The sequence below is a fragment of the Bremerella cremea genome (assembly GCF_003335505.1).
GTDB lineage: Bacteria > Planctomycetota > Planctomycetia > Pirellulales > Pirellulaceae > Bremerella > Bremerella cremea_A.
Genome location: NZ_QPEX01000017.1, coordinates 34,613 through 61,528 on the forward strand (window position 1 = coordinate 34,613; position 26,916 = coordinate 61,528).

Below are 26,916 nucleotides of genomic sequence, written 5' to 3' on the forward strand. Positions count from 1 at the left end.
CATGCCAAGAGAGTACGCGAATCCTGTTTCGTTTACTGTTCCGAATCGAGCCGAAAGGCAATCTCGTCGTCGGCGTAAAGCGCCGACTCACACTTTTCGCAGATGATCGATTGGTCCTCTTGCTGGATTCCGTGAACGACGTTGCTGCATTTTTGGCAACGGTACATCTGCTTAAAGCAAATACTCTCCGTATCGATGAGGAAAACTTCGTTAGAACTGATGATCATAGAATGAGCCTCACATGAACGATGGACAACTAAGAACAATGAATAATCCTCAGGCTGAAGCGCGTGTTACCTGAGAAAGCCTCAAAACGGAAAAAGGTATCTTTGATATATCGTTCCAGCGTACGCGAAATATAAGGGTTCTAACAGGAACGAAACCAGAACGGTATTCGCCAAGTGCTTGTCAATATTCGTGTTAAGCACGCTTGAGAGAATAAAAAAACGTTCATGTTGGTGGCGATTATTGGCCCATAGGGGCGGTTTTGTGGTGCTGTGATCCGCTCTTTAGTGGGGGCATGGGTGCGTTTCTTGTGAAAAAGCGCAGTCGGTATCTTCCTAATTTGAACGTTGGCTGAGGGGCTTCAAGGAGTTAAGTCCATCTCCAGGCGGCTTCGCGAGGACAAGGGAGAATGTGCCGTTTCCGCGAAGTTCCATTCCCAGCAGGAGGAATCTCCTCAATCCGGGGACGCGACTACTGGTGGAGCGATTCCCAAGCGTGGATCAACAGTTCGGCTGCCTGCAGGACATCTTCCTCGGACGTATACCAGCCGACGCTCAGCCGGATGGTCCCTTGTCGATCTTGGGGCGGGACTTTCATCGCCGCCAAGACTTGCGAGCAATTTTCGCCGCCAACCGTATCGCTGGTGGAAGTCGCGGCGCAGATTTCTGGTACGCGGCGTAAGATCTCTTGCCCAGAGATGCGCGGGAAATTGATGCACAGCGTATTGGGAAGCCGCTGAGCCTTGGCGCCGTGAATCACCATTCGATCAGGAATCGACAGGGTGAGCTTCTGGTTTAGCAGTTTGATCAAGCCAGAAAGTTTTTCGTCGGCGGCATCAATGCTGTGTCCGACAAGATTGGCGGCTTTGCCCATTCCGACCCAGGCCATGATGTTCGCAGTGCCGGCACGTAGAGAATGTTCGGCCCCGCTTCCATGGATCAGAGGTTGAATCAGGATTCCTTCGCGTAGATATAATGCCGCAGCTCCCTTGGGGCCATAAAACTTATGGGCCGAGATGCTCAGTAGGTCGACCCCTAACTGTCGCGGGTTCACGTGGATTTTACCAGCAGCTTGGCAAGCATCGCTATGAAACAGAATGCCACGCTCTCGACATAGATTCGAAAGTTGGCGAATGGGCTGCACGACGCCAGTTTCGTCGTTTGCCAGCATGATCGAGACTAGCTTCGTCGTAGGGCGCAGGGCATCGAGCAAGGCGTCGGGGTGAACGACCCCATCGCGGTCGACGGGAACAATGGTGACGTCACACCCCATACGCTGGCAATAGGCAGCCGACCCAGCCACGGCAGCGTGTTCTACGGCGGAAATAACCAAGTGACAGGGTACTCGCTGCGTGAGGTATTCACCTATTACCCCTTTGATTGCCAAATTGCAGCTTTCGGTTCCTGTGGCGCAAAAGATGATTTCGTCAGAGGTTACGTTCAGAAGATGAGCGACTTGCCCGCGAGCATCTTCCAACGTTTCATCAATCGCCCGGCTGCCGGCGTACATTCCATCGGGGCAGGCGAAGAACTCTGCCATGAATGGAAGCATGGCTTCCTGAACGCTGGGCGCGATGGGTGTTGTCGCGTTGTAATCAAGGAAGATGGACTTCATCAGACCTTAGGCAATGTCCCCTTAAAACCAAACTCGGTATAGGCTTTGGGAAGAACAATGGCCGTTATTTTGATGTAGCTAATCGCGCGAAAAGGGATAATGGCCTGACGTGCACCAATTGCATCGGGGGTCTGCCGCTGAACGACCATAAGTGTGTCGTCGTAAACAAAGCCCACGAAAGGGATTGATTCGTTGAGCTCGGTCATGATTACCCCCTTTTGGGGCATGTCTTTAGGCCACCTTTCAAGCAGTTGGTGCCAGGTATTCGTTTCAGAGCTATCAGCCATGATTTATTGATGCCGGTTTAGCTAGCAGGGTGTGATCAAGACATCCCCTCAATTCGGTCCACTAGAGTGTGAGAATTCAAGAAAGATTGTTCCGCCTGCGGATTCCAATTCGTTGTCGGATCAGGCAAAACCGTTATTAAGAGTCAGGTTACGGCAGATGAGGGGGACAAAACACTCGACATTTCCGTCGAAATCGGTGATACTTAAAAGTGGCCATGCACCGCTAAAAGCTTTTCTTGAGACTTCTCCGCGAATTAAGGATTTCTGGATATGATTAACCGCCGTCTCGGCTTCACACTGGTGGAATTGCTGGTCGTGATTGCCATTATTGGAATTTTGGCTGGCCTCCTGTTGCCGGCAGTACAAATGGCGCGAGAAGCCGCACGGCGTACGCAATGTTCCAATAATCTGCGTCAGGTTGGCTTGGCGGTCACCACTAAGACAACCAACCATCCGCGTAACGAAATGCCCGCGCACATGTCGTGGAGCAAGAACCCGGGCATCAGTCATTCCGATTACACATCTCCTGGTGTGTCTGGCATTACGCATGGCGTGGTCGGCTGGGTTGTGCCGTTGTTAAGCGAAATTGAACGGGGTGATTTGTACGAACTGTACGTCGATGGTGGTGGTACGCCTTACAACCCGACGGCGCTGAATGGCAATGTGATTAAAACGCTGATCTGTCCCAGCGATCCGCTCGATCCGGAAGAAGAAGGGGCAACCAATAACCCGGTTAGCTACAACCCGAACGGCGGTTACCGTAATGGTGATTCCTCCAGTTCGCCGCTCGATTTAGCGGCGAACGGTGCCTGGAGTGACCTATCGAATTTTTCAGGCCAAGCCGATCTTGCTCTTAGCTCTGGTAAGTTCAAAGACGGTCTTTCAAACACGATCTTGATGACCGAACGTATCCGTCGTACGTCGTTCACCGCTGGCGCCCCGGTGACAAATTGGAATCGCGTTGAGGCGCTTGATGTAACGCATTTGAACGAAGCCCAGTCTTCGATGCTCTGGAATAATAACTTTGGCGGAACAGGTTTGCTTTCCGACATTTTGCCGGACAAATTTGTAGCCGCAACGGATGGACCCGCTCATGTGCCATCCAGCTATCACGGCAATTCGGTGCTCGTCGCCTTTGCGGACGGATCGGTGAAGCAGGTCGATACGTCGATGTCGCAAGACGTCTATGGCCGGTTGATGACCAGCCATGGGCTGAGTGCTCGTTTGCGTGGTACGTCGACACCTTACTTCGACAAGGGTAATAATAAGCCTATCGACAACAACAACCAAAACTGGCAGGCGGATATCCTTAGCGACAACGAAGTTCCTTAACTCGATTGTTAGCCTGGGTCGTTCTGGCCACGGTTTTCGGTACACTCAAAGACATCCTTCTCATGATCGAGGAGGATGTCTTTTTCTTTTGGCCTGCGGAAAGCATCCATCGTGAACGACCCTGAGTTATTCGAGCAATTTGAACTTCCCGACTTACATCAGATGTACATGCAAATGGCCCTGCAGCAAGCCGAGCAAGCTGCCCGTGTGGACGAGGTGCCGGTCGGGGCAATCATTGTGCATGAAGGAAGCGTGATTGCAGCCGCCCATAACCAGCGTGAAATGCTCCGCGATCCAACGGCCCATGCAGAAATGATTGCGATCACCCAAGCGGCAGAAGCGGTCGGTGGATGGCGGCTGGAAAACTGTTTGCTGTACGTTACGCTCGAACCTTGTCCGATGTGCGCTGGGGCGATTTTACAGGCGCGGATTCCGGTGGTCGTGTACGGTGCACTCGATCCGAAAGCAGGCGCAGTCGATTCGCTATTTCACATGCTCAACGACAATCGGCTGAATCACCGCTGCCAGGTGGTGCCTGGTATTTTGCAGGAAAGGTGCGGCCAGATATTGACCGACTTCTTCAAACAACGCCGCGCCGAAGGGAAAAAGTGAGCTTACTTTTTCCCAGACGATTTTATTGAGAAGTGAAAGGTGGATGAGCTTCGCTTCGCCGTGAGGTAAATGCTGCCACTAACGGGCCGAGGCTGCCTTGGCTTCTTTTAGCTGTTGAGCTTCTGGCAGCACCTTATAAAACGGATCGAGCGGGTAACAGCCAGAGATCAAGCCTTTGCGTGGCCCCGAAGTACAATCGCTGAACGTGCGGCAGATTTTCTTACGCGGCATGGTCCCTTCTTCCAGCGTCACCTGGGGCAGTTCTGGCAGGGAGAGAACCATGCGGCCCAGCCCCACACTATCGACCCAGCCTGCACGCACAACCGCTTGGGCGACATGCGGAACGTATTCTTGCAGGTAGGTATAACCGGTCCCCACCATCGCCAAACTAGGGACGGCCTGTTTGCAATCGCGCACGGCCTCGATCTGACGCACAACGCCTAGCAGTGGATCTTCGGGCGGTGGATAGCCGTCGGTGGGTGGGAAGATGGCTGGACGCTGAATATGCGGGTTGTAGTAGGGACTGCCCGCCGAAAGATTCACGGCGAACACGCCTTCGGCTTCCAGCAGCTTGAGCAGTTGAATCGGTTCGCTCAAGTCCATTCGTTCTGGATCGTCGGCATCGACGCCGAAGCCAAACTGATACGGCAGCAGGCTCGCGTAGTCGATCGGCTCGCCTGCTTCTGGGCCGGCATGAAATGGAATCAAGTCGAAGATACTTAAGCGAACCCCAATCAAAAGGCCGGGACATTCCTGCTTGATCCGCCGAATGATCGTCAGCAGCAGACGCGTTCGCCCATCGAAGTCGCCTCCAAATCGGCCTGGCCGCTGCCGAGCGCTGAGGAACTCATGCAACAAGTAACCGTGGCAACACTTCACATCAACAAAGTGAAAACCGAGTTGCTGGGCCAGCTTGGCCGCACGAACGAAGTTATCGATTAACTCGTCAAGCTGATCATCAGTCCAAATTGCCGAGTCGTCGTCGGGAGCAATGCCAACACGCCCGTCGAGAACCGGGTGGTGGTAGGCGATCCGTGGCTCGGCGAGATGTTTTTGATTGGGACGGCAATAGCGGCCTGAGTGCGTTAACTGCAAGCCAACAAGCAAATCGGACGGATCTCCGATTTCTTTTCGATGTGTACTGACTAACGCATCGAACAGCTTCTCCAGACCAAAACGATTCGACTCGGTGCCGAGCGTTTGATTGGGATTGGCTCGCCCATCTTCCTGAACCGCAGCCGCTTCTCCCCCCCAAATCCACTTGGCGCCACTACGGCCAAAGTTCTCCCACCGGCGAATCGTATACTCGCTCGGCGAGCCATCCGGGTTGGCGTCCCAACCTTCCATAGGGTGAATACACCACCGATTGCCCATGGTGAAACCGCCAGCCGTTAAAGGAGCGGCCATAGGCGAACCTTGCTCACGCGTCAGAATCGTATCGTCGCACGGCAACTCGAGCCCTAATTCCGCCAAACGTTGTTGAAATGTAGCGACGGTTTTTAACTGGGCGACTTTGATATAACGACTACTCATGCGTGTTTTAACTTGTGGCAGCAGGTCGGAGTTCGGAAAAGGCCAGCACGAATTTTTTCGTCTCTTGCTCGCCTGTCAGGAATTTGACCGTCGCCGTTCGTTTGGCCCCCTCGCCACTCATCGCGATAATCTTGCCCAATCCGTAAGTCGGATGTAGGACAGCCATCGATTGATGAAATCGTTCTGGATCGGATTTCGGACGCGAAGATTGCGGTCCTTTTACCATGTCTGCGGCGGTCATCAGCATTTTAGTGTAAGCCGAGCCACTCTCGCTTGGCGAGTCGCTGGAAAAATCGCCCGATTCGCCAACTTGGCTGAAGTCGTCCTCGGGGATGTCATGCACGGCATCCCAATCTTCCCTGGATATAGCGACTGGCCGACCAAGTTGGGCCTGGAAGTCCATTTCCTCGCGAGGCAGTTCAAAGAGGAAATTACTTGGTACGGTCATCTGGCGACGCCCACGGAAATCTCGCTGATTGGCCGTGCTTAGTTCGAGTTCTTCTTGAGCCCGCGTGATCCCCACAAACAAGAGTCGGCGTTCTTCTTCAAGCTGTGCATCCGAGTCTTTGGAGCGTTCGTGCGGCAGCAGCCCTTGCTCGACCGCTACGATAAACACCCACGGAAACTCTAAGCCTTTAGCGGCGTGCAGGGTCATCAAGGTCACTCGATCTAGTTCGGTATCGAACTCGTCCGTCTCGTTTACTAGGGCTTTATCTTCGAGGTATTGCTCGAGCGTACCATCTTCTGGGTGTTGGATATCAAATTCTCGCGCGGACGAGAGAAGCTCTTCGATATTTTCTAGGCGAGTCAGGTCGTCCTCGTCCTCAGAATTTTCAAACTGAGCTCGATAGCTACTTTCGGTCAGGATTGCTCCCAGGATCTCTTCGACCGGTTCGTTGATCTTCAGCGAGATGCGGTCGAAAAGGGCCACGAACTTCGCTACGGCTACCGCGGCTCGTTTGCTAAGCGACTCGATCATGCCTGCTTCTCTGGCAGCTTCCATCATCGAAATACCGTGATCCAACGCATGAACTTGCAGCTTCAAGATCGTTGACTTGCCAATCCCACGCGTTGGCGTGTTGACGATGCGCGAGAAGGCCACGTCGTCGCGTGGGTTGTTCATTAGCATGGCATAGGCCAGAACATCTTTGATTTCTTTGCGGTGATAAAACTCGACCCCGCTGACAATCATGTAAGGAATGCCTTGCTGGCGAAGAGCTTCTTCGTAGGCCCGCGATAAGGCATTCACTCGATAAAAAATGGCGAAGTCGCGTGGGCGTCGTTTGCCTTGGGCAACCTGGGCGGCGATTCGCGTCGCAATTGCCTGGGCCTCTTCGTGGCTGGTGGCATAAGTCAATAAGCGAACCGGTTGGCCGGCTGGCAGTTCGGTGAACAGCGATTTCTTCTTGCGGCGTTTGTTGTGCCCAATCAAGTGATCGGCGACCGCAAGAATGTTGGGCGTGCTGCGGAAGTTCTGTTCCAGCCGGACAACATTGACCCGCTGGAAGTCTTTCTCAAAGTCGAGAATGTTGTTTAGGTTCGCTCCGCGCCAGCCGTAAATCGATTGATCGGGATCGCCTGTCACGCCCAAGTTGGGGAACTGCTGCGAGAGCGACCGTACCAGGAGATATTGCACTAGGTTCGTATCTTGATATTCGTCGACCAGAATGTAGCGGAAACGCTCGTCTAACGCTGCACGCAACTCTTCGTTCTCTTGCAACATCTGGGCGACGAGCATCAGCATGTCGTCGAAATCGACCGCGTTAGCAGCCCGGAGCTGTCGCTGATACTCTGGGTAAACATCGCGCACAATTGCACTGATCGCGCTGGCCGAGTCGGCTTCGTACCGCTCCGGCAGCACCATGTTGTTTTTGGCCCAGCTGATCGCGCGGGCAATTTTTTCTGGCGTAGCGTGCGAGGTCGAGATTTCTTCGGTTTGCAGGGCTCGCTTTAAAATCTGCAACGAATCAGACGTGTCGTAAATCGTGTAGTTCGAATCGAGTCCGACAAGGTTCGAATAGTTACGCAGCAGCCGCGCACAGAAGCGGTGAAACGTGCTGATCCAAACCGTGCTTTGCGGGGCTAAGCGTTCGACACGGGAACGCATTTCTTCGGCGGCTTTGTTGGTAAACGTCAGTGCCACGATTTGCGACGAGTAGACACCGCTTTGCAGCATGTGGGCGATGCGATGCGTGACGACACGTGTCTTTCCACTGCCAGGGCCTGCGAGAACTAACAAAGGGCCATCAACGTGCGCAACCGCTTGCTGCTGCGACTCGGTCAGGCCATGAAACAAGGGATCGGTCATCCATCAACCTCTAGGGGGAGGACGCTAGCGTCACAACTTGAAAGCAACGCTAGCACTACCTTGGGTAGTTTCCGTAAATTTTTCCGAATCTGGTATTCAATGCTAAAGAAATGAGTATAGTAATTCCCACTGCAACGCGAGACCCTCACTGACCCGTTTCCTATTCGTAAGAATTGAGGTGGCTTGCATTGCGAGAAAAGTGGCTCTAGGGATGGGCCGCATTACAACTTTTTCATCTTGCGACAGGGAGGGAACCCATGCCACGAATTCCTCTGAATTCAGCTGACCAGCAACACGACGATCTGTTGGCTAAGCTCGAAATGAGTACTGCGGAAATCGGATTGACCGTCCGCACTACGAATTGCCTTGAGGAAAAGGGCATCTTCACCGTTCGCGATTTGCTCAATTGCACGCCCGCCGATTTGTTGAGTATTTCCAACTTCGGCGAAAAGACCCTCGACGAGGTCTACTCGGCGCTGGAAAGCGTTGGGTTCTATCGTCATACCCGCCAACTTGCTCGTGCGACGGCTGCAGCCGTTTAACGTGTTGGTTTGGCCCCAGGTTCCCTTGATCGGGTCGATCGGTTACTTGGCGCCTATTTGATAACAGCGAACCGGCCCTCCGCGCTGGCCGGACTCGCGGACTAGCAGCATTCCACCGCTCAAGGCGGGCAAAGCCCAAACGGTGTCTTTGCCCGCCTGGAAGCGGCTGAGCTCTTGAAACTTCTGCGGATCGGGCTTGAAGAGGATTGCGGCTCCATCATTCTTCACCGCAATCAATTTTCCATCGGCGTAAATCAGGTGGGAAGTGCCAAAGCCCGCTTCTGACCACATCACTTTGCCGGTAGCCAGTTCCACACAGCGAAGCTCGGCCCGGCCAAGATCTTCCCGTCCATGTACCCCATACAGATAATCACCGACCAAAATCGGGGTGTTGTAGTGGCTTGAAAGGGAGTCGTCGTTTTCCCAAATGGGCTTGAACTGAGTCTTTTCGAGTTCGACTAGCCTCGATCCAACTCCGTAATTGGAAGTGACAAACAGTTTATTCCCTGAAACAAGCGGAGTTGCTGCATTGACTGTCGGGCCGCGTTGACCAAACGGGAAGCCGTATAGAATTCTTCCCGTGAATGGGTCGAACAAAAGCGTTTGAAACCGGGTAACGAAAACGGCATAGGGACGATCGGCAATCGTGGCCATGGTTGGCGAAGAATAACTGGCCCCATCGTTCCCGGCTCGCCAGGCAAACTGGCCATCTTTCAGAGTTACGGCTACGACCGCCGCGTTGTCGCGCCCGCCGACATTGGTCAAAACAAGCTTGTCGTAAACGATGGGAGTGCTGCCGAATCCAAAATAACCTTCCTGCGCCCCAAACTCTCGGGCTAGGTCGACGGCCCAGCGAATCTTGCCGGTTTCGCGATTGATGCAACGCAATTGGCCTGCCGCTCCGAAGACAACCACCGAATCGTCCGTGACAACCGGTGTGCAACGAGGGCCATCATCTGGATTGATCGAGGCGCGGTACGAGGCCGGCATATCGCACGTCCAGATGCGCTCCCCCGTTTTCAGATCGACGGCGTCCAATAGCTCCGAACTCGATTGCCGGTGGAAAAGATAAACCACGTCATCTTTCACCGCCGGACCAGCATAGCCGGTGCCCAGGTCGCGTCGCCAAAGCTCTTGAGGGCCATCTTCGGACCATTTGTCGGGCAGCTTTTCGTTTTCGGCATGCCCATTACGATGAGGCCCTAGGATTTGTGGCCAATCGCCAGCCTGGGTGGTAGGGACCAGAGCCGCAGCAATCAGCAATGCGGCAAGCGATTTCCAGGGGAATCGGCGGTGAATCATGAGAGAATCCTGACGTGTGTCGGTGCCGTAGGGTGCGAATGCAGTTATATTTAGCATGGTATCGCGCAGGCGAGTTCCAATCCAATGGCCCGCTGCTTGTCTAATCGCCTGCTCAGGAATGCTTCGAAGCGGCAAAGCTGAAGGATTTTGGCCGAAGAATAGACCATTTATGCCACGCTGGTTTCGCATCTGGGAGAAAAAACGGGGTTCTCGCCGTACGGTTTCGCGTGTCGTTGCCACGGTCGGCGAGACGTTCTTTTTCTCTGCGCTCTTCTTTTTTGGCGTTATTTTCACGGCAATGGCCGGCGCTTCGACCTGGCTCGAAACCTGGCCCATCCGAGCAATGTTCCCAGAGGTCGCCTACGTCAAGGGAGAAGGGATCGTTCAAGAGATTCGGGTGGTGGAGGTTGGAAACGAAGGGTATCCACGCTATCGCCCGGAAGCGTTGGTCCTGATCGAGCTTCCTGAAAGGCGCTGTCTACGCTGGACGCTTCGTCGGAATGAAATCACCTTTGCTACCGCAGAAGAAGCCTGGCAGCGAATCGAAGGGTATTATCCTGGCTGGATTTATCCCGCTTGGTACGACCCGGAAAGCCCAGCTCAGAGTATTGTGTTGGAACGGACCCCGGCCTATGGGTTGTGGGTGATCTTCCTGGTGCTGATTTCGTTCATCGTGATCGGTGGAATCGGGCTCATTTATACCCTGCTGCTAATGGGGACTTCGGTCGAACGCCGGGCTGCGATGGCTAAGAAAGCGAAAACCCTAAAGCTGCTTCGCGAGGCTATGCCAGCGGCAACTTACCCTTCCATTCCCAACGATGCCAACCTCACCAACAGTCCAGGTGTACGCTTGGCGTTTCGCTTGCCAATCGAAGTGTCGCCCGGTTGGTGGCTGCTGGCGACGTTGATTTTTAGTTTGCTGTGGAGCGGAATGGCAGCCGTTTTCTTTATTGCTGCTCTGGGGAAACATTTGGCCGGGAAGCCTGACTGGCTGCTTTCAATCGTGGCTTTACCCACGACGGCGATCGCGTTGGCGGCGATCTACCAGTTTTTGCGCGAAGTGACCAATCACACGCGGGTAGGGCCAACTGGATTGGAAATCTCGAACCATCCTCTTTATCCTGGCAAAGAGTACCGTGTGTTTGTCACTCAGGCTGGGAAGATGAAGGTCAAGCATCTGCGGATTACGCTAATATGTGAAGAAGCGGCCACTTTTCTGCAAGGAACGGACGTCCGCAGCGAGACCAAGCGGGTTGCGGAAGAAGAAGTCGCGCATGCCCAAGGGTTCGAGATCAAACCCGGGATGCCGTTCGAGGCGGATTATCAATTGAAAATCCCAGAAGGTTCGATGCATAGCTTCAAGTCGGATCACAATGCGATTCACTGGAAGCTTGTAGTACAAATCAACGCCGACCATTCAACGCGAATTAGTCGTAGCTTTCCCATTGTCGTTTATCCGGCGGAGGTCGAATCGATCCGATGAATCTACCGCCAAAAATCGAAATCAAACTCGATCGTCCCAGTCGGGCCTATTTGCCGGATGAGGAATTGATTGCCAGCTTCGAGATCAGCGGCATTTCGCCTGCTGATGTCCAGGCCATCGAGGCTTCGGTCTTGTGGTATACGGAGGGGACCGGGGAAGAAGATTTGGCGATGCACGACTTCCGCCGGTTGTTACCGATCGATCGCAACGACGCGGACTTGACCAAACGGCGACGTTTTCAGACACGCTTGCCGCGCAGTCCACTTTCGTATCAAGGGCTGATTGTGAAAATTCGCTGGGCGATCCGTGTCCGCGTGTTTATGCAGCAGGGCAAAGAATTTATGGAAGAGGTTCCGTTTCGGCTGGGCGAATTGGAGCCTGTCGTCCCGATGGCGGCCAAGGCCCGAAGTCGAAAGCGTGCCGATGATGCGGCGTAACCCATTTTCCACCTGCTTTACACGGCCAGGGCAAATCCCGTTTCATTTTCCAGCCGGGACAGCGGCCGATAAGTGCGCCGCAACGTTTGAGAAGCTCGGAGCTCAGCGTGCGATTGTTGGGCCACATGGTAGTGGCAAGTCGACGTTGCTCGAAATGCTTTCGCCAAAGTGGAAAGAGCTAGGCTGGCGCGAGCAACGTGTCCGCCTGACAGCAGCACGAAAGCGAAAATCTATTTCTTGGGGCCAACTCGATGAAAGCAGCATTCTGGTCATCGACGGTTTCGAGCAGCTTTCGTGGTGGCAGCAACGGTGGGTGCGGGCACGGTGCTGGCAGAAGCGAGCCCGTTTGCTGGTAACGTGCCATGCGGACTGTGGCGTGCCCATTTTGCTGCGGACAGAAGTCAATTGGCCCTTGGCCTACGAATTGGCAGGCATGCTTCTGGGCGGCGATGTCACGCCTTACGAAGCCGAGCTTCGCGCGATTTGGGAAGAGGAACCTGGCAACATTCGCGATTTCTTTTTCCGGCTGTATCACTGGTGCGAGCTGCGCGGGTTATATCGGCCAGAGCATGCGAAACCTCGTTGCCAAGCATTCGCTATCTGATAAAGATTCTCTCGTCGGCAACGCTTTCGTGGTCGGAAGCGTTTGACCAAGAGTTACCTCTGCCCTTGGGGAGGGGCAAAGTTGGGGAAATCAGTACGATTTTTCCTGTTCCGACTCGAGGCTGTGATCTATCCTTCACCGTCCCCATTTTTCTGCGTGGCAATGGAAAGCCCGTTTTTGCTAGTTCGATGGATCGACGACTGATGCGTTTTCAACCGGAAGGATCGTTCCCGGATGACTGCTTCGCCGATCAAAACCGTATTCACCCTGCTGGTTTGCAGCCTAATGGTGCTGAACAATCCTGGTGCTGCCCAGGCTTGTTGGCTCACCGATTGGCTTTGGGGTAACAACACCGAAGCATATCCGGTCCAGCCGCCAGTTATTACGACGAACTATCCCGGTTACCCGACCACGGTAAATTACGCGCCGGCCCAAGGGGCTTGCCAGCCATCGGTTGTGGGATCTTACCCTGGTACAACCGTTGGCTACACGCCGATGAATTACCAGTCGCAAATGCAGCGCGTTCCGGTGACGGTCTACCGTCCGACAACCGTTTATCAACCAACGCCAGGTGGCGTACCAGTGGTTGGTTATCAAGGATGCACCACGTCGCGCAATCAGGTCCAACGTATCCCTGCGATGGGATATGCTCAGTCCCCTTCGAGCTGCGGTTGTGCATCGGCGGGCTATAATACGCCTGCTCCAGCTGCCGGTGGATCGATTCAGATGGGACAACCAGGTGCGTGGACACCTCGTGACCAAGCTCCTGTTGGCAGTTATTCCCCGCAACAATCGCCGGTTCAAGTTCCACCACCTCCCTCTTCGGTGCCTCCGGCAGGAAGTATGCAGGGGAGTGGTTCAAGCTATATCCAACCGCAGCAGCCTCAGCAATCTTTCGGAACGCAGCCTGGCTCGCGCTACGGTACAGAGCCGCAGCCTCCAGCAGCGGACACACAGCCAGCGCTGCGACCTGGCTATCCTGCGCAAGGTTTGGATTTGAACGGTTCGATGGGTGCGACCACTACCAATCCAAGCACGAACGCTCCGATTTCGCGCTATGTTCCTCCGGCGGTGACCAGTAAGCACCCAGCAACCACCACGGTGACTCCTTCGTCTTCATCCAGCAAGAAGCCAAGTGCCAACCCATGGCAGGGGATACCGGTCAATCCGATTCCTGACCCGCAGATTTCGACCTCTGGCACCAGCCATGAAGCACCTCGTCTGTTAGATCCACGCGATAAGACCGCTGGGTTGGGGACTCGTAGCGTGATCATGCCGGTTGGTTATCAAATGGAAAAAGAGCCGCCCCAGCGTAACTACCGCTTGCCAACGGCTTCGATTCAAACCGACGCCAACGGCTGGGGAGCCCCTAGAAAATAGGGCACGAGTTAAAGTGCCGTGTTGCAAAAACATTTTGGGGACCGATGACCGTCCCCTTTTTTATGCGCCACAAGGGGAGTTGATCGAAGCGATTTACAGCGGCTACGCTGGAGGGTGTCACCCTTTGCCACGGAAGTTGCTATCGCTATGAACAATGCCCAGATTGCCGCTAAATTCGAACTGTTGGCTGACCTATTGGAATTTCAAGGGGCGAACGCTTTTCGCGTTCGAGCCTATCGTAATGCCGCACGGACAATCGAAGGGCTATCGCAGCAGATTAGCGACATCTTGGAAGATGGTAGCCAAAAGCTGACCGACTTGGATGGAATAGGCAAAGACTTGGCGGAGAAATGCCAAGTGTTAGTCGAATCTGGCGAGTTGCCACAGCTTGAAGAACTGCAAAAGAAAATTCCCCAGTCTGTTCTGGCCATGCTGCGAATCCCTGGTCTTGGCCCGAAGAAAGCAGCCGTGATCTACCAAGAGCTGAAGATCACGACACTCGACGAACTGAAGCAGGCCTGTCTCGACGAACGTGTGCGTGAATTGAAAGGTTTTGGCGCGAAGACCGAGCAAACAATCTTGGCAGGCATCGACCTGGCCGCGACTGCCGAGCAGCGAACCTATTGGGCCACCGCCGATAAGCTGGTGCAACGTTTGCGTCAGCATTTGAGTACCGCTAAGGGGATAGAGCAGTTGGAAATTGCTGGCAGCTATCGCCGGGGAAAAGAGACGGTGGGGGACATCGACATTCTGGTCACCGCCAAGTCTCCGGAAGCGGCCATGGATCGTTTGGGCGATTTTACGGAACTGAGCGAAGTGATCGCTCGGGGAGAGACGAAGATGTCGATTCGCCTGGAAAATAACATGCAAGTCGATCTGCGTGTGGTACCAGCGAAAAGCTACGGAGCGGCGCTGCAATATTTTACCGGTTCCAAAGAACATAACGTCAAGGTGCGTGGAATCGCGAAGCAACATGGTTTGAAGATTAACGAGTACGGCGTTTTTCGCATGGAAGAAGATGGCAGCGAAACGTACATCGCCGGAAAGACCGAAGAAGAGGTTTATCAGGCTTTAGGCTTACCTTGGTTTCCTCCAGAGTTGCGAGAGAACCGCGATGTGATCAAACTGGCCGAAGCTGGGCTGCCAAAGTTGATCACCGTTGACGATATCGTGGGGGATATGCACATGCATACCAACGCGACCGACGGCAAGAACACGCTAGAGGAAATGATCGACGCGGCGATTGAACGGGGCTACGAATACGTGGCGATCACCGATCACTCGAAGCGAGTTAGCATGGCCAATGGGCTGGATGCCGAGCGTTTACTAGAGCAGTGGAAAGAGATCGACAAGCTAAATAAGAAGCTCAGCGGCAAAATCCAGGTTCTAAAAGGTCTCGAGTGCGACATCTTGGAAAAAGGGGGCATGGACCTGCCAGACGAAGTGCTAGAGCAGGGGGATTGGATCATTGCCAGTGTTCACTACGGGCAAAACCAATCGAAGCAGCAAATCACCGATCGCATTGTCGGAGCGCTCGAAAACCCCAATGTTTGCATTGTTGCCCATCCGACGGGCAGATTGATCAATCGCCGCGAACCGTACGACGTTGATTTGGAAACGGTCTTTCAATGTGCGAAAGAGAACAAAAAGTTCGTCGAGCTAAACGCGAATCCAATGCGGCTTGATTTGAATGATGTGAATTGTTCTGCCGCCAAAGAGCGAGGTATTCCGATTGGCATCAATAGCGATGCCCACAATCTCGAAGGCTTCAACGTCATGCAGTATGGTATCAAGCAGGCGCGTCGCGGAGGGCTAACCAAGGCCGACGTGGTAAACACGCGGTCTTGGAAAGAAATTCAGAAACTGCTGGGGAGATAGCGGACCGAGAAAATGGTTTACCAGTCTGTTAAGCCATTGCTTCGCGGAGTTGTTCGATGAATTTCGGGCACTCTTCGCGCGGATTGCCTGCTTCTTCATATTCGAGAACCACGAACCCACGGTAGTTGGCTTCTTGCAGAATGTTGAAGACACGGCGGAAGTCAGTAGGGACTTTCTTTTTGTCTGGTCCTGAGACGACAACTTTGATTTGTACATTCAGGGCGTAGGGGGCTACCTGGGCCTGTTCTGCGTAGATGTTTTCGCTATGAAAGTTGCCTGAGTCGAGGTTCACGCCGAACCAATCACTGTCCACATCGTGAACAATTTTCAGCAGGCCAGCTGCCGTGGCGGTTGGACCGCCGTGGTTTTCCAAGGCGAGAAAAACACCTTGTTGGCCAGCATATTGGCAAACTTCGTTCAGCCCATCGACCATTAACCGATGAGCCTCTTCTGGTGAGGAGCCCTTCTTCTGATGCCCTGCGAAAACACGAATTACGGGAGCCCCAAGTTTAGCCGCATGGTCGATCCAGGCCTTCGTCATGGCGATTTGCTGGTCGCGTGCTTCCCCCGGAGGATGTCCAAAATCATTCCCGATAGCGGTACCCGATACGCTTAGCCCTTGCTGGAAAGCCCGTGCTTTGAGGCCGTACAGAAACTCTGGCGTTGGTTCGGCGGGAAAGTAATACGAGGTTAGCTCGGTGCCATCTAACTGCATTTTGGCGCAGTCGTCGATGAATGTTTCGAGTGTTACGCCTGACTGGGGATCTTTCAGCAGATTCCGATAGCTGTAGGCGGCCAGGCTGAGCTTAAACTTGGGAGCGGTGCGGTTGGCAATCGGTCCAGAAGCAACCGCCGAACCAGTGATTAGGCTACCAGCGGTGAGGCCCGATGTTACAGCAAACCAAGAGCGACGACTGAGGCGCGAGGTGTTAGCCATGGAGGAAACTCCTTCCAAGTTTTGGGAGAGTCGTGGTCAGGCAGGATTAAACACCAGAGCCAACTGGCTCTGGCGTTTGTGTGGCTTTGTTGTTTGCCGGCGAGGAGGTTTCGGACTTTGCGGTCAATACTTCTAGCGGAGCAAAGGCCAAGCTTAGCCCAATCATCAGGATAGCAAATACCCAGTGCCCAGTAACTAGTCCCAGGGCTATCCAGTGAATCGTGGCCACGATTGCCAAGAGGGGACGGAGGATCCGCACCCAAATAAACAACCCGAAAACCAGTTCAAATAGCACGACCAAATGAGTCCAAGCAAAGACCAGGGTGGGCAGGCCGTTGGCACGCAGAAACGTGAGGTCAACCAACCGAGTATCAGGTTGAGCGATCAGCCACCACATCGCTTGACCATTCCACCAAACGTTGTTGCCCAGCTTGGCAAACGCCAGCATCAAGTAGAACATCGAAACGTGAACCTGAACCAGACGCACCGCCAAGTGAGCCAGGAACGAATCGGGAACGGGAACTGTCCGTCTGCGGTCGCGTAGCCAAGCATCGACCGAAAAATACGCACCGCACGGAGCTAGGCATAGGTAGAGCATCACGGGGCAGAGCAGCGGCTCGACTAATCCGGTTAGCATAGGAGCCCGCTGGGCATAAGAAATCACAAACACGGTGGCTACGATCGCTGCGATTCGTGTTTGAAAACCGACTGTGAACATCAGAATCGAGATCAGCCCGGTCGCATGCAGCAGGTACAGGTATAGTTGCGAATGAGCAAAGTAGAAAACCGACCAATAGTAAATACGGTTTGTGGGATCATCGGCCCCGGTCAGGCGAAGCGTACGGGCGTAAGGAAGGACGCCCCCGTCCGAAAACCAGATAGCCAGTTCGGATGTGAATGAGAAAGCGTAAATCAACGCCACGATACCGGCGACGATGCGCAGGATGCTAACGGTCCGTGGGCTTTCTTTCTGAAACCAAAACGAGTTCCAGGCGTCGGAGATAGAATCGGAAAGTCGAGTGAAATAAGTGCCAAGCACGCGTGCAATTCCTGTGATTACTGGACGGGGGCAACATGTTCGGTCGCCATCTCTTTGATGTGCTCGACGGCACCGTGATCGTCTAGCCAGACTTGGGCGCGATAAAGAACGTCTTCGTAGGATGCGTCACGCGGATCGGCAGCGAACTGCTGTCCATCGATCAGTAGTTCCATCGGTTGTGGGCGACGACGCACACACTCTATGGCAAGCTTCCGCTGACCTGTTAGGCGAATGAAGTATTGCCCGATTCCTTTGGTGATTTCAGCAGGGATGGTATCTTCGCCCGCTTCCGCTTGCATGCCGACAATCTTGGCCAATCGCTGATAGCGATAAGGATCGTTCAAGCCAGACCCAAGCTCTGGGCCGGGAACTTGGTAGATTTGCGTTTCCCCCGAATCGGTCGCCAACTCGACCCGAAAGAAGTGCTCGTAGTCTGTTGGGCGCCCACTGTAGAGAGGAATAGGAGCGGCGCGGACTTCAAGGTTGAGGGGCTCGGTATAGAGCCGAAAAAAGTTCAACAGCTTTTCATGCACCGGCGAAGAATGGGAGTCATCAAGAGAACTGGAAACAACCACCCACACGCCAAACAGATAAATGAACAAAACGAGCGAGACAATGCCCCGCGCAGTTGGGCTGAGGACGCCATCAGCCGATGGGCTGGTAGTTGTGTCTTTCTTGGACGACATCCGAGGGCATTTCCGGGTGGGAGTTTATCTTTGAGGGTCAACGTTCGATTGTAATTCGACGAAATCGGGGATCGACTGTTTTCTCTCGGGTTATGCGATTTCGAGAAATTGATTTTAGGCAATCGCAGTGCAGTGAGGGACGAGCCATTTCACCACGAAGCATAGAAGCTGCGGCATATTTCTGACGTTAGGTCGCGGAGTGCCGGCATGGCTTGGGGATTCCGAAATAAAAAGACCCGGCATCCAAAAAGGAAAACCGGGTCTTTTTTGTAATCCGCTGAAAGGGACGGGCAACAGGGCGAATCCCGTTAGACCCTTCAGGCAGGCTTCTTATGTGACCGCAGGCCGGGCCAGCGAATAAGAAGCCGTTCGGAAATTAGGCTTCAGCCGGAGGAGCCGGAGGAGCGGCTTCTTCCGAAGGGGAAGCGGCCGGAGCAGCTTCAGGAGCAGCACAGGTCGGTTCCGGAGCGCAGCAGGTTGGCTCTGGAGCACAGCAGGTTGGCTCTGGAGCACAGCTAGTGGGTTCCGGAGCGCAGCAGGTCGGCTCTGGTGCACAGCAGGTCGGTTCCGGAGCACAGCAGCTACGGCGAGCCTTCAGGCGAGCGAACAGACCACAATGCTTCTTCTTGCCACAGCAGGAAGGTTCTGGAGCACAGCAGGTTGGCTCAGGAGCACAACAAGCTGGTTCCGGGGCACAGCAGGAAGCCTTGCGAGCGAACATGCCGCCACAGTGCTTACCACCAAAACATCCATGGCAACCGAAAGCAGCGTCAGCTTGACGTTCGCCGCCGATCAGGGCCATACCAACGACCGCGAAAAAGATCGCGATACCGAGAGTGAAAACACGATTCATTTGAGAATCCTCCAAACTTCACTTTCTGAAGTGCAAGGGAGTAAAACACGAAGACGCCGTCCGATGTGATCCCCCGACCACGACGGCAAAACGTCGGAGGACTTGTCCAATGCCTTGTTAAGGTCACCGGTAATCCCGCGAATCGCCTTAGCTTACCCTGTTGTGAAGCTGTAGTGATTACGCGGAATTTATGCGTTGCATAGCATAGGCCGTAAAATTACCAGTCTTCCAGGCTAAGTCAAGCAGTGAGGCGGGTATTTAGAGTGTTTAGAGAAGATTTTCCTTTTTAGGGAAATCTTGCCGAGGAGGCCTCACTTGACGTGTCTAAGGAATTGGCTATTTCGCCAGATAAGGCTAGGTGCCTAAAAAAAGCCCACCCAGAATGCCTGCAAACAGGCTATGGGTGGGCTTAGTGGTGTCTATACAGCCTTAACGGCTTGCTTAGCGGCTGAGCGGTGAAGAATGCGAAGCTGGCATTACCTGGGTGCTGCCAGCAGCGGCGGCTCCTCGGCGGGTCAATTCCAGCTCGGCTCGCTGTTGTTGGGCCAGCATGTCCAGTGGATCTTCAAAATTCATGACCAGAGGAGTTTCTCCGGAAAATAATTCGGTCGCCATACCGGCAACCGCCCACCCCAGCGATTCTTGCCGCAAGATCCAAACGATCTCGTACGATTGGCGGCGTCCGGCTTCGTCGACATCGGTCCAATTCGATTCGACGTGGGCGATATCATGGGATTCGGTAGTGTAGATCGTCTGGCCCACCACAAACTGGGCAGTTTTGCTGCCGGGGGGATGAACGACCATATCGTGCTTCGCCGTTTCGCTGCGAGCTTTGTTGGTCAACAGGCGACTTGTCGTTGCTTCGTCGCCGTCGCGTAACGAGTGGAGGAACAACTCGACCACCGCTTTCGGATCTTTCACCGCTTTTTGAACTTCATCGTCGATCTTCTCGACGATAATAGTCTCTTCTGTCGGTTGGCCAGAAGCTGGATCGTTGTCGACGGTCGACGTTGCGTCGTTGGACTGATTGCATCCGAAGAAAACGATCGCGATCAGCAATAGCCAAGCGTGCTTGCTTCCCTGCATGACGCTCAATTCCTTAGTGAAAATTAGCGCCGGGATTTCGAAGTGTTTTCCCGGCCGGATTCCAATGGTTGTCGGAAACTCTCGCAAAACGGCCAGGAAATGTCAACGTCGATTTTTGACTTCGCCGACTAACCGGCGCCCAGGCCCCGATCGAAGGCATCTTGTTCACGAAGATACACGGCCAGAGTCGACTCAAAGGTTTGGCTAGTGATCTTGTAGCTGGGGTCTTGATCGGTGTAGTTGTTGCAGTGAGCAACCAGCAATCGGTACAAGAATTTAAAGAGGTGACGCGGCACTCGCAGCGAGCGGAAGGCATCGAATAAACGCTGTTTGGTGATACCCTCGTCGAACAATTCTTGGACCGAGGGGGCCTCGCCGTGGGAAACCGCTTGAATGCGGGCACTGGCCACATCGTAAAGCGCCTCGCTGGTCCACTGCAGCGAAGGAATCATGTTCTGTTTATCGAGTCGGGCACGCTGGTAAAACTCTTTGCTTTCGCGCTCGACAAACTGTTGCAATTCAATTGGTAGCAACAATTTAACGCCAATTCCGGACTGTTTGAGGAATTTATTGTCGAGCATCGGCCACAACAGCAGCCGCATCAACTCCGGGGAACCATTAATCAGGTGAGGTTCGTCCACCCGGTCGACGATGACAATGATACCGGTAATTCCCATCGACCGCAGAATGCCAGAGAACTTGTTGAGCATCGCATAGCGGTCATCCGTTCGTGGATGCATGGGCAGCGGTTGTGAAGCCAAGTCCGTAAGTGTGAAGTCCATCAGCGTTTTGGCCAACGGAATACGCTCGTGGTTGCCCACCTTCACGTTACGGTAGATTCGATGTGCTTTCCACAAAGCACGCGTGGCCTTGACGAGCCAAGGCATCCAGCCGGCGATCAACGCCAGCAGGTACAGCCACCAGGGGCCAATCAACTCGCCTCTGCTCGCCACCAACGAGATGACCAAAGCAACCACAGCGACCGAAACACCAACCCCAATGCTAAAAGCACCATAAGGGGCAAACGACCAGATGCCTAGCTTTTTCCGAAGATTGGTCCAACGCGATTGAAAGGTTTCGGTGGTCGATTCGTCGTAGCAAGCTGCTAGCAACAATAAATCGCGGGCCTGGTTGGCATCGAGCTTCGACAGGTTGGAATCGGTAATATCGCAGCCAGGCGTGGCCATGCTGTTGCGTGTACCGAGAATTCGATCGATCAAGCTGGTAACGCCAATCATCAAAATGGCGTCCATGTGATCCCACAACATCCAGCGTTTTAGCGTTCGGTCGGGACGGCGGGCACGTCCCATTTGGTGTTCGCGAAAGCGATCGAGATACGGATTGAAGTCGTCGTACTCGATGACGTAGACCTGTTGGGTCGGATTCTGCTGGTTGAAGCGGGCGATGTGCTCGATGATTTGCAGCCGCATCGCTGTCTTGCCGGCCCCTTTTTCTCCAAACACGATCGACGTTGAAGGCTCTTTCGGGTCGCCAAACACCTTCTGCCAAGCAGGATGATAGGTTGTGTCGATGCAGCCACTTTTGAAGACGGTGTCGGTTTGGGCATCCTCCACGGCGAACGGGTTCGATTGGATGCCATAGTGCTCGAGGAACTGATGAATCTTCATGAGTGATTGCGTCGGGGAAGAATCGTCAAAATCGGGATAATAGGCGAAATCCCGAAAATCGATCGGGTTTCCGCCATCTACGCTTCTTTAATATAGCCCTGAGCTAAGAACAGGACGATCAGGGCAAACATTTCACTGCATTAGCCGCATGTCTGCCTGGCTTTGCGCAGCAAAAAGGGAGGCGGAATTTCCATTACGTCTCCCTTAGCATGTCTTTTTGGTGCTTTGTTGAAGCTTACTTTACCTTCAAGCTGTTGACCATCTCGGTGAACTTTTCCTTGTTTTGCTCGATTGTTTCTGACGGTCCATAGAACTTGAGAAAGTAGTCCCCGAGCTTGTCGGTGGTGATGATAGCGCCCAGAACGGTGTAGTCCTTTTTGGTCTCGGCCGGCGCAAAAGGACCGCGTTGGTCTTTGAAGTCCCCTTTGAGCTCGACGAAATGAACTTTCTGGCCAGCAATCTTTTCCTCTTTGACCTCGTCGGAAGTCAGCTTCGAGAATTGGCCTTTCCAGCGAGCAATGTTCGCGTCGACACCCCCACCGGCGCCCATCAGTGTGGCACGACCTGGGGTCGCATCTTTTTCTTTGGCGGGAGCTGAGAATTCGTGATCGATGATTCTGACCTTCGGTTGGACGGTCTTCCAGCCTTCGGGAACGGTCATCTCGAAGTGACCTTCACCGAACGAAATGGTTTTCGCTTCCTTTTCTTCGGCGGCTTGGGCACAAACGGACGTCAACAGGACAAGGCCGAAACAGAGCGGCGCGAATTGTTTCATCTTGGAATGCTCCTGGTTGGGGCGAAATGAGGTAGGTGAACCTGCTTCATGATACCCCAAAAAACGGGCAATTCACCCATACTTACCCTGCTTGGCTGCCAACTTGTGTCGATTCGCGCAAAACAGATCGAGCAAGTTTGCTTAGGGGCAGGGTAGGGAAGCCCAGCGAGGGATCCCTTACCCCGGTATGCGAATGGGGTATCATAAGCCGGAATGCAATCGAGGACTTGCAATCTTTTTAGGTATCTTAAGAGAGAATCGCCATGGCGAAGAAATCTTCCGCATCGCCTTCCCCTGCTGAAGACCAAGAAGAGCAGCCAGGTCCGTTGGAGATTGTCATCTCAGGCGAATTCGGTGAATCATGTACCGAGATCTACGAAAAGTTGCTGGAAGTTCCCCCTGAAGGGGAGTGTACGCTCTATTTCGATTCGCCGGGTGGTAGTTCTTACGCGGCGATTGGGCTGGTGAGCCTCATTCGGCTGAGGAAGATTCAAGCTACGGGAATCGTTATCGGCGAGTGTTCCTCGGCCGCGATTTGGCCTTTTGCCGCTTGTAAGAAGCGATACGTCACACCTTGGAGTGTCATGTTGTTTCATCCGATGCGTTGGCAAAGCGATGAGAACATTCCGGTCACCGAGGCGGCAGAATGGGTGCGGCACTACCATCATTTGAATTCTGAGATGGACTCGATGCTGGCAAGTCTCTTCCAAACGCAAGCCGAGACGATTGCGCAGTGGACGCATCCTGGGCGGTTCGTGACTGGGGCGGAACTGGCCGCTACCGGTCTGGCCGAGCTAATCGAGCTTTTCTGATCGACGCCCAACGTATTACGATACCGTCTGGCTCCATTCGGAACACCTTGTTGGACGCTTCCCCTATGGCTCGCGCTGTCTTGTTGTTAAGCATTGCTCTGTTAACTAGTTCCATCCTGGGTTGTGGCGAACAAGTCGCTACCGATCCCTATGGTGCCAATGCAACGCCGGCTGATTTTGGAGAATTACGGCTCTCGGAGACGGTTAACGATCCGAGAATTAAGAACGAACTTGAGCGACTCGAAGCAAACGGCACGCTGCCCAAGCAGCTGGCATCGCAATACCAAAGTCGCACGGATGAGGCTTCTACCACGCAGACAGCTCGCTTTTTCGATGGCACCGATCCTGACTACGTCGACGAGCAACTTGCCAAGAGCGGGCATTGGTGGAATGTGAACGCTCCGGGGAGAGAGCTGTTGATTACCACGCAAGGTGAAGACTACCTTCGCAAGTGGGACAGCCAGCGAACTGCGGCACGCAAAGCGCTGATTCAGCCAGATGTTCGCTACCCGATTCAGATCGAGCAAGGCTACCTGGCCGATCCTACTTGGGTAGGCATGATGCACTGTCTGGCGCGCGCTGAACTATTAGAAGCAGCTCGGCAAGCCAAGCAAGATAATGTGGACGAAGCCGTGACCGCCGTTGCTTACGCGATAGCGTACGGCGATCAGTTGAACCAAGTGCCAATCTTAGCTGCTCGCAACACGGCAGCCGCTATTCGAGAAGAATCTTTTGTCACGTTGCGAGCCTTGTTGCGGCATCCGAAATTGGAAGCAGGACACCTAAGAACCTTGGAAACGGTTCTTGAGCAGTCGTCCCGAGCTTGGCCCGATGATACCGAGCTATGGAAAGTGGATCGTGCCTGCGGCTTGCACTTTCTAGAAATGATCCGTGCCGGGCATCTCGCCTCTCTGCTGACGCGGGAAGAATATGACGCGATGTCGGCTAGTGGAGAGCTGGCGAAGCTGTCGGTGAATATTGCTAAGAATTTGACAACCGATCAGGCATTCTATTTGGAATCGATGAAGAAGGTCGTCGACTCTGCCAAAGAGCCCTACTACGCTCGTGTGGAAGTCTTGAATTCCATTGCCGATGCTTTGAATCAAGCACGGAACTCAGGGGGATATCCCATCGTTTCAGGAGATTTTCTTTTAAGCGGAATGCACGCCCAGCAAGCAGACTTGGCAAAAGACAAGCTACGCTTGACGATTTGGCTAACGGCTTTGCAAATGGCCAACGGCCATGCTCCCAAAACGATGCCGCTTAGTGAATTCTCGGGGCAGCCCATTGAGGTTCGTGATGAACCGACCCAGGTAGTGGCCAGTTTCGCAAGAGTTCCTGGCGAGATTCCCGAGCTTATCGTGCCGAAGATGTCGACGAATTAGCGGTAACTCTCGTGGCAGGCACTACAGGCCTGACCAATATCGCCAGCGGCTTTACGGGCGGCGTCGGCGTTGTTGTCTTTCACCGCTTGTACGACCGCTAGGGCGGCATCTTGCATTTGTTGACAATAGCTGACGTAGTCTTCGTCGTCGTGGTATTCAAAGCCTTCCTTTTGCATCGCATGGCCAATCGCCGCGATAATCTCGGCTTCGTGCAAGATGTCTTCCGTGTTTGATTTAAATTCGCTTTCGCTGGCCGTCATCTTTTTAAGGCGTTTATCGAAGCCGATTTCCAGCCGTTCCATCAGTGGCGGGCGGTCGGCGATGGCGTCCCACGTCGCTTTCGGATCGGCATCGCGATCTGGAATCGAGCCACCACGGACTAGTTCTTCTAAATCCCGAGAGCGATCTTTGGCCTCTTTGAATGAATTGTCGGTACCTACCTTCGAGTTGAAGCCAGCCCGGGCGAAAAGATCTCGGGCAGTTAGGGCGTGTTCGTTCCAACGGACGTCACCGTTGTATTGAGCGATTATCGCGAACAGCATGGCCAGTTCGGTGTAATCGCGACGAGCATCCTCGAAGCCACCTCCGTTGAATTTACGAACGTTTTGTACGGTATCGAGAAGCTGCGAATTCAAACGCTTGACTTCATCTTGAATTGTCGTTGCGGAAATGATTTTAGCCCACTCGGTGTTGCCGTCAGCAGCGGCGGCAGGCGTGCTATTACCGCTTGATGCACTGGGATTCATGCCAGCCGGAGCCACGCGGTTCTGACTTAGTGCGGCAGGGCGTTCCCCTTGCAGGGCTTCGGAAAAGACATCTTTAAAGAAGATGATGCTGGTCGTCGCTTCATCGAATTGACGGTGCTTGGCACGCGGCTGGGCGTCTTGCCCCTGCGCAGCTGAATTAGTCGCCAGCAAGCCGAACATTCCGAGAGTGATAACCAGACCCAATCGACGCATTGATATTGTCTCCTGACATTTACAGTTCACAATTAGTATAACCCTTAAGTTGAATCAGGGACAGAATTTCGCTCTCTCGCTGCTAAAGCGTCCAGCCGAAGGATATGTCGTGACGTCTGAAGAGGAAAAACGGACAAGCCGCCGAAATTTTCTCCGCGGAAAGCTATCCTCGCCGTCCGAGGAGGTGGTGTCCGAAGAAACGTCGGCGGAAACTGCCCCCTCTGAGGAAGTGCCGGCTGGGGCTTATCTAATTCAACTTGCCCGCCAGGCCATGGCATGCCAGTTCGAGGTGTACTTAAACGCCAACGGTCCAGGCAGCGAGGCGGAAGCCGCAGTCGCTGCGCTCGACCTGGTCAACGAGTTGGAGCAGCAGCTTTCGGCATATCGTCCAGATAGCGAAATCTGTCGCTTGGGGGCGACTGCCTACTTGCAGCCGGTCGTGGTGGAACAACGTTTGTTTCAGTTGCTCGAGTTATCACTGCAACTGCACCGCGATACCCACGGCGCGTTTGATATTACCGCTGGCCCTTTGACCAAAGTTTGGGGCTTCTTTGATCGCGAAGGCAAAGTGCCGCAAGAGAGAGATCTGGTCGAGGCCATGAACCTTGTCGGCAGCAACCAGATTGAGCTCGATGCCGATAATCGGACGCTAAAGCTCGCTCGTGAGGGAGTTGAATTGAATCTGGGCAGTATCGGCAAGGGGTATGCACTCGATCGTTGCCAAGAGGTTTTGCTGGATGCAGATGTCGATGACTTTTTGATCCATGGAGGAACAAGCAGCGTTTTGGCACACGGAATTCGACGAGACGGTGTTTCCCGAGAGGGATGGGAAGTGGGCGTGCCCCATCCATTGCGACCAGATCGCCGGATTGGAACGGTGCATCTGAAAAACGAATCGCTGGGAACCTCAGGAGCGGCGTTCCAAGCGTTCTTCCACCAGGGAAAAAAATACGGGCACGTACTCGATCCGCGTTCTGGCAGACCAGCGACGAAGGTCCTCTCTGCGACGGTGATCGCTCCGACCGCAGCCCTGGCCGACGCATTGGCGACGGCCTGTTATGTGATGGGACCTGAGGAAACGGAAGCCTTTCTGGAGAATTACCCAGAGGTATCTGTTCTATTGGTAAGCGAAGGCCAGCGACGAGGCTCGGTGGAAACCATCATGCTGGGCGAAATGTCGCAGCGTCTATCCGTAGGTTAAATAGCTCGGGAGGGTGGA

25 protein-coding genes are annotated in these 26,916 nt (G+C 53.9%); 11 read left to right on the forward strand and 14 right to left on the reverse strand.

Annotated elements, in window-relative coordinates:
* Positions 1 to 32: 32 nt before the first annotated feature.
* From DTL42_RS09865 to DTL42_RS09875, 3 genes are all read right to left on the reverse strand, one after another.
* Positions 33 to 227, reverse strand: coding sequence for a hypothetical protein (locus tag DTL42_RS09865; RefSeq protein ID WP_114368562.1), 195 nt, complete (start codon positions 225 to 227; stop codon positions 33 to 35).
* A 469-nt stretch (positions 228 to 696) separates the two neighbouring features.
* A complete protein-coding gene (locus DTL42_RS09870; RefSeq protein ID WP_114368563.1) occupies positions 697 to 1,839 on the reverse strand; it encodes a cysteine desulfurase family protein in 1,143 nt (380 codons plus the stop codon).
* Entirely contained in the window at positions 1,839 to 2,045 is a 207-nt protein-coding gene (locus DTL42_RS09875; protein WP_147274224.1) for a hypothetical protein, read from the reverse strand. Before DTL42_RS09875 ends, DTL42_RS09870 begins: the two co-directional genes overlap by 1 nt.
* A 351-nt stretch (positions 2,046 to 2,396) precedes the next feature.
* On the opposite strand from DTL42_RS09875, the gene DTL42_RS26545 reads away from it, so the two are divergent.
* Together DTL42_RS26545 and tadA are read left to right on the forward strand one after the other, a co-directional pair.
* A complete protein-coding gene (locus DTL42_RS26545; protein WP_261341599.1) occupies positions 2,397 to 3,458 on the forward strand; it encodes a DUF1559 domain-containing protein in 1,062 nt (353 codons plus the stop codon).
* A gap of 162 nt (positions 3,459 to 3,620) precedes the next feature.
* A complete protein-coding gene (gene tadA, locus DTL42_RS09885) occupies positions 3,621 to 4,070 on the forward strand; it encodes a tRNA adenosine(34) deaminase TadA (protein WP_234824154.1) in 450 nt (149 codons plus the stop codon).
* 78 nt (positions 4,071 to 4,148) lie between these two features.
* Here the strand turns inward: tadA and DTL42_RS09890 are convergent, their stop codons facing one another.
* Both DTL42_RS09890 and DTL42_RS09895 read right to left on the reverse strand, forming a co-directional pair.
* Complete coding sequence (locus DTL42_RS09890) at positions 4,149 to 5,603, reverse strand: NADH:flavin oxidoreductase (RefSeq protein WP_114368566.1); 1,455 nt, start codon at positions 5,601 to 5,603, stop codon at positions 4,149 to 4,151.
* Positions 5,604 to 5,610: 7 nt separating this feature from the next.
* Complete coding sequence (locus DTL42_RS09895; RefSeq protein ID WP_114368567.1) at positions 5,611 to 7,911, reverse strand: ATP-dependent helicase; 2,301 nt, start codon at positions 7,909 to 7,911, stop codon at positions 5,611 to 5,613.
* A 257-nt stretch (positions 7,912 to 8,168) separates the two neighbouring features.
* On the opposite strand from DTL42_RS09895, the gene DTL42_RS09900 reads away from it, so the two are divergent.
* The gene (locus DTL42_RS09900; protein ID WP_114368568.1) at positions 8,169 to 8,453 is read left to right on the forward strand and encodes a DNA-directed RNA polymerase subunit alpha C-terminal domain-containing protein; all 285 of its coding nucleotides are present in this window, start codon (positions 8,169 to 8,171) and stop codon (positions 8,451 to 8,453) included.
* A gap of 42 nt (positions 8,454 to 8,495) precedes the next feature.
* On the opposite strand, the gene DTL42_RS09905 is transcribed toward DTL42_RS09900, so the two are convergent.
* A complete protein-coding gene (locus DTL42_RS09905; RefSeq protein WP_158545304.1) occupies positions 8,496 to 9,755 on the reverse strand; it encodes a PQQ-binding-like beta-propeller repeat protein in 1,260 nt (419 codons plus the stop codon).
* Between the two features lie 169 nt (positions 9,756 to 9,924).
* Here DTL42_RS09905 and DTL42_RS09910 point away from each other — a divergent pair, with 169 nt between their 5' ends.
* The 5 genes from DTL42_RS09910 to polX all read left to right on the forward strand — a co-directional run bounded on the left by DTL42_RS09910 (position 9,925) and on the right by polX (position 15,537).
* Positions 9,925 to 11,238: a hypothetical protein gene (locus DTL42_RS09910; protein ID WP_158545305.1), complete on the forward strand. Its 1,314-nt coding sequence runs from the start codon at positions 9,925 to 9,927 to the stop codon at positions 11,236 to 11,238.
* Complete coding sequence (locus DTL42_RS09915) at positions 11,235 to 11,675, forward strand: hypothetical protein (protein ID WP_114368571.1); 441 nt, start codon at positions 11,235 to 11,237, stop codon at positions 11,673 to 11,675. Before DTL42_RS09910 ends, DTL42_RS09915 begins: the two co-directional genes overlap by 4 nt.
* Positions 11,662 to 12,279: a hypothetical protein gene (locus DTL42_RS09920; RefSeq protein ID WP_114368572.1), complete on the forward strand. Its 618-nt coding sequence runs from the start codon at positions 11,662 to 11,664 to the stop codon at positions 12,277 to 12,279. Before DTL42_RS09915 ends, DTL42_RS09920 begins: the two co-directional genes overlap by 14 nt.
* A 234-nt stretch (positions 12,280 to 12,513) precedes the next feature.
* Positions 12,514 to 13,659 (forward strand): hypothetical protein, encoded by a 1,146-nt coding sequence (locus tag DTL42_RS09925; protein ID WP_114368573.1) that lies wholly within the window; start codon positions 12,514 to 12,516, stop codon positions 13,657 to 13,659.
* A 147-nt stretch (positions 13,660 to 13,806) separates the two neighbouring features.
* Positions 13,807 to 15,537 carry a DNA polymerase/3'-5' exonuclease PolX gene (polX, locus tag DTL42_RS09930; protein WP_114368574.1) on the forward strand — a complete coding sequence of 577 codons (1,731 nt, stop codon included), beginning with the start codon at positions 13,807 to 13,809 and terminating at the stop codon, positions 15,535 to 15,537.
* Positions 15,538 to 15,565: 28 nt separating this feature from the next.
* Here polX and DTL42_RS09935 read toward each other — a convergent pair whose 3' ends face one another.
* The 7 genes from DTL42_RS09935 to DTL42_RS09960 all read right to left on the reverse strand — a co-directional run bounded on the left by DTL42_RS09935 (position 15,566) and on the right by DTL42_RS09960 (position 22,541).
* Entirely contained in the window at positions 15,566 to 16,474 is a 909-nt protein-coding gene (locus tag DTL42_RS09935; RefSeq protein ID WP_114368575.1) for a sugar phosphate isomerase/epimerase family protein, read from the reverse strand.
* Between the two features lie 46 nt (positions 16,475 to 16,520).
* Entirely contained in the window at positions 16,521 to 17,513 is a 993-nt protein-coding gene (locus DTL42_RS09940) for an HTTM domain-containing protein (RefSeq protein ID WP_158545306.1), read from the reverse strand.
* Between the two features lie 17 nt (positions 17,514 to 17,530).
* Positions 17,531 to 18,199 (reverse strand): hypothetical protein, encoded by a 669-nt coding sequence (locus DTL42_RS09945; RefSeq protein ID WP_114368577.1) that lies wholly within the window; start codon positions 18,197 to 18,199, stop codon positions 17,531 to 17,533.
* 376 nt (positions 18,200 to 18,575) lie between these two features.
* Complete coding sequence (locus DTL42_RS25985; RefSeq protein ID WP_147274226.1) at positions 18,576 to 19,052, reverse strand: hypothetical protein; 477 nt, start codon at positions 19,050 to 19,052, stop codon at positions 18,576 to 18,578.
* Positions 19,053 to 19,493: 441 nt separating this feature from the next.
* Positions 19,494 to 20,138 carry a hypothetical protein gene (locus DTL42_RS09950; protein ID WP_114368578.1) on the reverse strand — a complete coding sequence of 215 codons (645 nt, stop codon included), beginning with the start codon at positions 20,136 to 20,138 and terminating at the stop codon, positions 19,494 to 19,496.
* A gap of 128 nt (positions 20,139 to 20,266) precedes the next feature.
* On the reverse strand, positions 20,267 to 21,766 hold the full coding sequence (locus DTL42_RS09955; protein ID WP_114368579.1) for a hypothetical protein: 1,500 nt from the start codon (positions 21,764 to 21,766) through the stop codon (positions 20,267 to 20,269).
* 235 nt (positions 21,767 to 22,001) lie between these two features.
* The gene (locus tag DTL42_RS09960; protein WP_114368580.1) at positions 22,002 to 22,541 is read right to left on the reverse strand and encodes a hypothetical protein; all 540 of its coding nucleotides are present in this window, start codon (positions 22,539 to 22,541) and stop codon (positions 22,002 to 22,004) included.
* A gap of 263 nt (positions 22,542 to 22,804) precedes the next feature.
* Here DTL42_RS09960 and DTL42_RS09965 point away from each other — a divergent pair, with 263 nt between their 5' ends.
* Both DTL42_RS09965 and DTL42_RS09970 read left to right on the forward strand, forming a co-directional pair.
* Entirely contained in the window at positions 22,805 to 23,353 is a 549-nt protein-coding gene (locus tag DTL42_RS09965) for an ATP-dependent Clp protease proteolytic subunit (RefSeq protein WP_114368581.1), read from the forward strand.
* 65 nt (positions 23,354 to 23,418) lie between these two features.
* Positions 23,419 to 24,738 (forward strand): hypothetical protein, encoded by a 1,320-nt coding sequence (locus DTL42_RS09970; protein WP_114368582.1) that lies wholly within the window; start codon positions 23,419 to 23,421, stop codon positions 24,736 to 24,738.
* On the opposite strand, the gene DTL42_RS09975 is transcribed toward DTL42_RS09970, so the two are convergent.
* Entirely contained in the window at positions 24,735 to 25,697 is a 963-nt protein-coding gene (locus DTL42_RS09975; RefSeq protein ID WP_114368583.1) for a cytochrome c, read from the reverse strand. The genes DTL42_RS09970 and DTL42_RS09975 overlap by 4 nt on opposite strands.
* Positions 25,698 to 25,806: 109 nt before the next feature.
* On the opposite strand from DTL42_RS09975, the gene DTL42_RS09980 reads away from it, so the two are divergent.
* Positions 25,807 to 26,898 (forward strand): FAD:protein FMN transferase, encoded by a 1,092-nt coding sequence (locus DTL42_RS09980; RefSeq protein WP_147274227.1) that lies wholly within the window; start codon positions 25,807 to 25,809, stop codon positions 26,896 to 26,898.
* The last annotated feature ends 18 nt before the right edge of the window (positions 26,899 to 26,916 follow it).

What these genes read in the sequence shown, in the direction of transcription:
- DTL42_RS09935 (WP_114368575.1), bottom strand. Translation starts at nt 16,474, where the DNA reads ATGGCTAACACCTCGCGCCTCAGTCGTCGCTCTTGGTTTGCTGTAACA.
- DTL42_RS09920 (WP_114368572.1), top strand. Translation starts at nt 11,662, where the DNA reads ATGATGCGGCGTAACCCATTTTCCACCTGCTTTACACGGCCAGGGCAA.
- DTL42_RS09925 (WP_114368573.1), top strand. Translation starts at nt 12,514, where the DNA reads ATGACTGCTTCGCCGATCAAAACCGTATTCACCCTGCTGGTTTGCAGC.
- DTL42_RS09955 (WP_114368579.1), bottom strand. Translation starts at nt 21,766, where the DNA reads ATGAAGATTCATCAGTTCCTCGAGCACTATGGCATCCAATCGAACCCG.
- DTL42_RS09905 (WP_158545304.1), bottom strand. Translation starts at nt 9,755, where the DNA reads ATGATTCACCGCCGATTCCCCTGGAAATCGCTTGCCGCATTGCTGATT.
- DTL42_RS09970 (WP_114368582.1), top strand. Translation starts at nt 23,419, where the DNA reads ATGGCTCGCGCTGTCTTGTTGTTAAGCATTGCTCTGTTAACTAGTTCC.
- DTL42_RS09910 (WP_158545305.1), top strand. Translation starts at nt 9,925, where the DNA reads ATGCCACGCTGGTTTCGCATCTGGGAGAAAAAACGGGGTTCTCGCCGT.
- DTL42_RS09865 (WP_114368562.1), bottom strand. Translation starts at nt 227, where the DNA reads ATGATCATCAGTTCTAACGAAGTTTTCCTCATCGATACGGAGAGTATT.
- DTL42_RS09900 (WP_114368568.1), top strand. Translation starts at nt 8,169, where the DNA reads ATGCCACGAATTCCTCTGAATTCAGCTGACCAGCAACACGACGATCTG.
- DTL42_RS09875 (WP_147274224.1), bottom strand. Translation starts at nt 2,045, where the DNA reads ATGACCGAGCTCAACGAATCAATCCCTTTCGTGGGCTTTGTTTACGAC.
- DTL42_RS09895 (WP_114368567.1), bottom strand. Translation starts at nt 7,911, where the DNA reads ATGACCGATCCCTTGTTTCATGGCCTGACCGAGTCGCAGCAGCAAGCG.
- DTL42_RS09945 (WP_114368577.1), bottom strand. Translation starts at nt 18,199, where the DNA reads ATGTCGTCCAAGAAAGACACAACTACCAGCCCATCGGCTGATGGCGTC.
- DTL42_RS25985 (WP_147274226.1), bottom strand. Translation starts at nt 19,052, where the DNA reads ATGAATCGTGTTTTCACTCTCGGTATCGCGATCTTTTTCGCGGTCGTT.
- DTL42_RS09965 (WP_114368581.1), top strand. Translation starts at nt 22,805, where the DNA reads ATGGCGAAGAAATCTTCCGCATCGCCTTCCCCTGCTGAAGACCAAGAA.
- polX (WP_114368574.1), top strand. Translation starts at nt 13,807, where the DNA reads ATGAACAATGCCCAGATTGCCGCTAAATTCGAACTGTTGGCTGACCTA.
- DTL42_RS09890 (WP_114368566.1), bottom strand. Translation starts at nt 5,603, where the DNA reads ATGAGTAGTCGTTATATCAAAGTCGCCCAGTTAAAAACCGTCGCTACA.
- DTL42_RS09975 (WP_114368583.1), bottom strand. Translation starts at nt 25,697, where the DNA reads ATGCGTCGATTGGGTCTGGTTATCACTCTCGGAATGTTCGGCTTGCTG.
- DTL42_RS09915 (WP_114368571.1), top strand. Translation starts at nt 11,235, where the DNA reads ATGAATCTACCGCCAAAAATCGAAATCAAACTCGATCGTCCCAGTCGG.
- DTL42_RS09960 (WP_114368580.1), bottom strand. Translation starts at nt 22,541, where the DNA reads ATGAAACAATTCGCGCCGCTCTGTTTCGGCCTTGTCCTGTTGACGTCC.
- DTL42_RS09950 (WP_114368578.1), bottom strand. Translation starts at nt 20,138, where the DNA reads ATGCAGGGAAGCAAGCACGCTTGGCTATTGCTGATCGCGATCGTTTTC.
- DTL42_RS09870 (WP_114368563.1), bottom strand. Translation starts at nt 1,839, where the DNA reads ATGAAGTCCATCTTCCTTGATTACAACGCGACAACACCCATCGCGCCC.
- tadA (WP_234824154.1), top strand. Translation starts at nt 3,621, where the DNA reads ATGTACATGCAAATGGCCCTGCAGCAAGCCGAGCAAGCTGCCCGTGTG.
- DTL42_RS26545 (WP_261341599.1), top strand. Translation starts at nt 2,397, where the DNA reads ATGATTAACCGCCGTCTCGGCTTCACACTGGTGGAATTGCTGGTCGTG.